Annotated in this window: 4 protein-coding genes and 1 riboswitch; of the genes, 1 reads left to right on the top strand and 3 read right to left on the bottom strand. The window is 37.4% G+C overall.

Annotated features, from left to right (window positions below):
- The coding region (locus Q0410_RS05130) for a DEAD/DEAH box helicase family protein (RefSeq protein ID WP_299033774.1) at positions 1-305 on the bottom strand (305 nt) is incomplete at its 3' end.
- A 147-nt stretch (positions 306-452) separates the two neighbouring features.
- Positions 453-546, top strand: a riboswitch (TPP riboswitch).
- A 25-nt stretch (positions 547-571) separates the two neighbouring features.
- Between Q0410_RS05130 and thiT the strand changes: the two genes are divergently transcribed.
- On the top strand, positions 572-1,123 hold the full coding sequence (gene thiT / locus Q0410_RS05125; protein WP_299033771.1) for an energy-coupled thiamine transporter ThiT: 552 nt from the start codon (positions 572-574) through the stop codon (positions 1,121-1,123).
- Positions 1,124-1,749: 626 nt separating this feature from the next.
- Here thiT and Q0410_RS05120 read toward each other — a convergent pair.
- Both Q0410_RS05120 and Q0410_RS05115 read right to left on the bottom strand, forming a co-directional pair.
- Positions 1,750-3,390 (bottom strand): hypothetical protein, encoded by a 1,641-nt coding sequence (locus tag Q0410_RS05120; protein WP_299033769.1) that lies wholly within the window; start codon positions 3,388-3,390, stop codon positions 1,750-1,752.
- The gene (locus Q0410_RS05115) at positions 3,383-4,108 is read right to left on the bottom strand and encodes an ATP-binding cassette domain-containing protein (protein WP_299033766.1); all 726 of its coding nucleotides are present in this window, start codon (positions 4,106-4,108) and stop codon (positions 3,383-3,385) included. The genes Q0410_RS05120 and Q0410_RS05115 overlap by 8 nt, the downstream gene beginning before the upstream one ends.
- Between the last annotated feature and the right edge of the window lie 707 nt (positions 4,109-4,815).

Raw genomic sequence — 4,815 nt, 5'->3', positions numbered from 1 at the left:
GCTGCCACATAGGCTTCTGGTTGGTAGTAGTCGTAGTAGGAAACAAAGTATTCCACAGCATTGTCTGGGAAAAACTCCTTAAATTCGGTAAATAACTGGTAGGCAAGGGTCTTGTTGTGGGCAAGGACTAGGGTTGGCCTTTGAACATTTTGTATGATATTGGCCATGGTAAAGGTCTTTCCAGAACCTGTTACCCCTCTTAGAATTTGGTCCTTCTCGCCGGCAAGGATCCCCTCACTTAATTTTTTAATCGCCTCAGGTTGGTCGCCCTTTGGTTCATAGTCTGATTTTAATTTAAATTCCATCTTATCCCTCAATCTATATCTCAAAAAGCCTTAGCTTTATTTTTTATTTATACCCTAGTATTATACTAGAAATTAGCCACTTTTCCATTGGTCAGAGTTCGTCAAACTTCCTTCCAAGTTTACATTTATAAATTTAACTATATAATGAATGTGTACTAGGGGTGCCAGAAATTTCCGGCTGAGATCATACCCTTAACCTGATCCAGGTAATGCTGGCGGAGGAAAGTGCAAAAACCTCCCAGTATTGTGCAAAGGAGGATTTTTTTATGAATAATAATAGTAAATGGTCAACAAAAATGATAGCCGAAGGCGGTGTAATGCTTGCCTTAGCCTTTATCTTAGGTCGTATAACCCTATTTAAGATGCCTCAAGGCGGTTCTATTACTGCAGGACAGATGATCCCACTAGTCATCTTTGCCATAAGACACGGAGCGGGCCCTGGTATAGTTGTAGGAGCCCTTTACGGTATACTTGATATGATCTTTGGTGGATCAATCTACCACCCAGTTCAAGCCATCCTAGACTACCCACTAGCCTATGCTTCCCTCGGACTTGTAGGATTATTCTCAAAAGATTTTATGGAAAACCAGAAAATCGCACCTGTTATCAAGGGAACCTTACTAGGTGTGTTTGCAAGATTTATCTGCCACGTCCTAACAGGGGTAATCTTCTTTGGTTCATATGCACCAGAAGGCCAAAACGTATGGGCATATTCCATAATTTATAACGGAACTTTCCTAGGGGTAGAATTTGTGATCACAATTATAATCATTTACCTACTAAAGAATTTTATTACTAAAGATATTGCAAAATTATAAGCTTACAAAAACATCGGTCAAGCCCCAAGGCTATAATGACCGATGTTTTTGTATTCAAAATAAATTATTATCTTATGATATTTTATCTAACTCAATCTTTTAGAGAATTATTCTACTTACAGTTGAATCTCCGTTCAAAGGGTGAGGCCCAAGGACCCTTCCGCATGGGTCCTCATCGGCCTCTCCCTTAAACCCTCTCTCCGTTACACCCCACAAGCGGCTCCTTAGCGGAGTGCGGATAAAGTTGCTTGCTTTTAGCAAACTTTTATTGGTATTAGTTGTAACCCTGTTTAAGTTAACTATTATTCTAACAGATTTCTAAACATCGGGTTGCTAAAAACTGATAACTCGCTAACGCTCAAACAAATCAGTTTTTTTAACGCAACCTTTGTTTAGAAATCATGACAAGGTAGATGAGAAATTTGGTCTTAGTTTACCAGAATTGCCTGGCTCGCTTGGCTTTGCCAAACATTGCTGATATTAATTTATTTTAAAAATAATATTAATATTTTAGGAATAAGTAAGATGCCCCATTCCACGTTTCGACCGCAGCGGAGAAATCTCCTACGTACACTCAAAAGCAAGCACTAGTCATACATTCGTCATTATTTTCGGATAATATCATCCTAATCCCTAATTTTAAAGGTCTTCGACCCAAATTTGACTATTAAAATATTTACAACAATTATAAAGGCCAGGATAAATCCTCCGCTTGCCATCAATATCATCTTATAATCCATATCCTTTACAATAAAGGCACCATAAATACAAATGTAGTAAACAACCATATTTATGACTCCTGCGACCTTGCTTACTGGCATTCCCTCTTGGTTGTAGGGTTGGATTAGGTAGTATTTTGCTAGGGCAAGGCTTGTGAAAAATGTGGTCATTAGAAGAATATAGGCTAGGACAAGCAAATTATTTACCCAGAAAAGCTCTCCCTTATAAGCTACGGCTACCATATAGGTTGCAAAAACTGCTCCAGCTGGTATCAAATTTATCCCAAGCATGGACCTAAATCTTAGTCTGTACATGGCAAGGAGCATCTCTCCTTTCCTATAAAAACCATAAGGCAAAAGTCCCTGGTCGCAGTTTAAATACATAGCGGTTATGACCTTATCTTGCCTTGATAAAGTGTACATCAAAAATGGCATGGCTCTGATTGTCAGTTCGAAAATATTTTCTGCTGTCAATGTATTTTTAAAAACTGTAAGGAAAAATACTCCCAGTCCAATGGCTGGCACAGCCAAAGATTTTATCATGACTGGCTTTATGATAAGCCTTTTGTGCCTGATAAAAAATAAGGAATTAAGGAAGGCAAGCCCCTTTTTATGGGAAAGTCCTTTTTTATTTTTAACTTCAATATCCTTATCCTTTAGTTCGTAGGCCTTAGCTTCACCCATCTCAAACTGGTCGGCTGCGATTTCGTATTCTTCTACAGATTCCTCAATAACCTGGTCAAAAGAATCAAATTTCCTAAGTCCATTTACTCCGTAGATGAAAAGGGCAAGTGAAAGACCAAAAATAATACCCGCCCCAATCCTTAAATCAAAACGACCAGTAATGATAAGGCCCATAGCCGCAAGATAAATCAAAAGAATAAAGGCACATTGCAAAAGTCCATTATCTAAGATTCCTTTTTTGTGTTTGAGTTTGTATTTCATCCAGAAAACCGATGCACCGATTTCTAGGAAATAAACAGCTAAGCTCGCCAAAATCGGATAAACAAACGATAATTTTCCAATAAGGCTAAAGACTAGAAGGAAAATAAGAGTCCTACCGATTAGTCTCATGGCTGGTCTGTAGTACAAAAACATCTTGGCAGAAGAGCTTGGATTTATATGGTACCCGGAATAATATTTGCCAATTCCGGCCCCATTATCGTAGATAAAATTCCTAAAAATCCCCGTTGCATAGTAGAAAACGACAGGCACCATAAGGCTCATAAGATAAGAAACTAAGTCGCTTTTACTAAGAATATCCGCCGCAAAAATCTCCCCACCAAAGATTTTAAAAACCCAGCCATAGGTGATAGTTGTGAATAAATAGGCGACTCCAAAGGATAAGAGACAGCCCAAAATTTGTTTAATAAGGATAAAAATCGGATAAAAGCTATACATTATCCCCTTAAACTCAAAAAACCTATACTTATCCCCTAGTTTTTTCCCGATTAGGGGAAGCTTTCTTATACCGTAAACCATCATATTAAAAGACTCAGTAAGGGCGATTTTTTCGGCTAGGATGTAGGTCCTTAAATCCCTATTCATGGATTTCTCTCAAGCTTTCTTTATTGCCGGCAAGGATTGCTATCAACTTATCCTCAAAGTCAGGATCATCCAAGTATGAATCATCAAGGCCTGATAGTTTTTTCTCTGATAAAAGGACAATCTTATCGCAAATATCCTTAGCAAGCTGGAGGATATGGGTTGAAAAAATCATGATATGGTCTTTGTGGATTTGTCTTATTATTTTTTTCATCTGGAGGGAAACCACTACATCAAGGCTTGTTAGAGGCTCATCCATTAGGATTATCCTTGGTTTTAAAATGAGAAACATGAGCATTTGGATTTTGTTTTTCATCCCTGTTGAATAAGACTGGATTAGTCTGTGGCTGTCTTCCTCGTCAAAATCAACCAGGTCTAGATAGTAGTCGACTTCCTTCAAATCCTTGATATTTTCCCTATTGGCATCTATAAAAAATCTGATAAACTCATAGCCAGTTAGAAATTTTGGCAGGTCAGGCTCTGCCACCATCATAAAAACATCATCAAAAGATACTGTCGTCTTTATGCCGTCTTCTTCTAGGTAAATCTGACCCTCATCTTTCTTGATAGCTTCTGTAATAAGCCTAAAAAGCGTAGTCTTCCCCGCCCCATTTCTTCCGAGAAGGGCATAAACAGTCCCCTTTTCAAACTCATATGAAGCCTCCTTTATTACTTCCTTGTCGTCAAAGGACTTGGATAAATTTTCTATAATTAATTTCATATTTTTCCCTCAATTGCTTTTCTTTTATAACTAATTATTTATATTTTACCATTATTTGGTAAAGAGAAAATAATTTTTTAAATTCATATAAAATCTCTTCGTATATATGTATCCCGTGTTCGTGAGATTCCTCGTCATGTTCTCGCCACTAAGGTCGAAATAAACTCCACGTGGGTTGATGGTTATATCTATTTTTCAAGGTTTTACATTATTTTATATCAATAAAAACTTAATTCATTGAAATCAACTTAAAACTTACACGTGTCGAGCAAGGTCGAGACACCTCCTACGCACACTCAAAATCAAGCTCCAGTCATACATTTGGCGTTATTTACGGATGAAGTCATCTAAAGCTAAGATAAACTAGATACCCTTACCATAATAATTTTATACAGGTGGACAGAGGTATCTCCATGCGAGGGCTAAGCCCTCTTAGTCGATACGTGCGTTGAGAGTTCATACTATTTTGCGAGATTTTAAAATTGTAGTATGTAAAACCATTAAAAAAATACTTTGAGTTCTAGTTTAGATTAAAGTTACTCGTCTCGAGCGAAGTCGAGAGACCTCCTACGCACACTAAAAATCAAGCTCTAGTCATACATTTGGCATAAATTATGGATAATATTTCTTTAACCCAACCGCTTTGACAAAAAAACTTATAAATTCAACATTCTCTCATATACGATATTCCCCACTTGTAAAAAATT

Source organism: uncultured Anaerococcus sp., assembly GCF_937934665.1.
In the GTDB taxonomy this organism is placed as follows: domain Bacteria; phylum Bacillota; class Clostridia; order Tissierellales; family Peptoniphilaceae; genus Anaerococcus.
This window is presented reverse-complemented; position numbering and strand designations above follow the sequence as displayed.

What these genes read in the sequence shown, in the direction of transcription:
- thiT (WP_299033771.1), top strand. Translation starts at nt 572, where the DNA reads ATGAATAATAATAGTAAATGGTCAACAAAAATGATAGCCGAAGGCGGT.
- Q0410_RS05120 (WP_299033769.1), bottom strand. Translation starts at nt 3,390, where the DNA reads ATGAATAGGGATTTAAGGACCTACATCCTAGCCGAAAAAATCGCCCTT.
- Q0410_RS05115 (WP_299033766.1), bottom strand. Translation starts at nt 4,108, where the DNA reads ATGAAATTAATTATAGAAAATTTATCCAAGTCCTTTGACGACAAGGAA.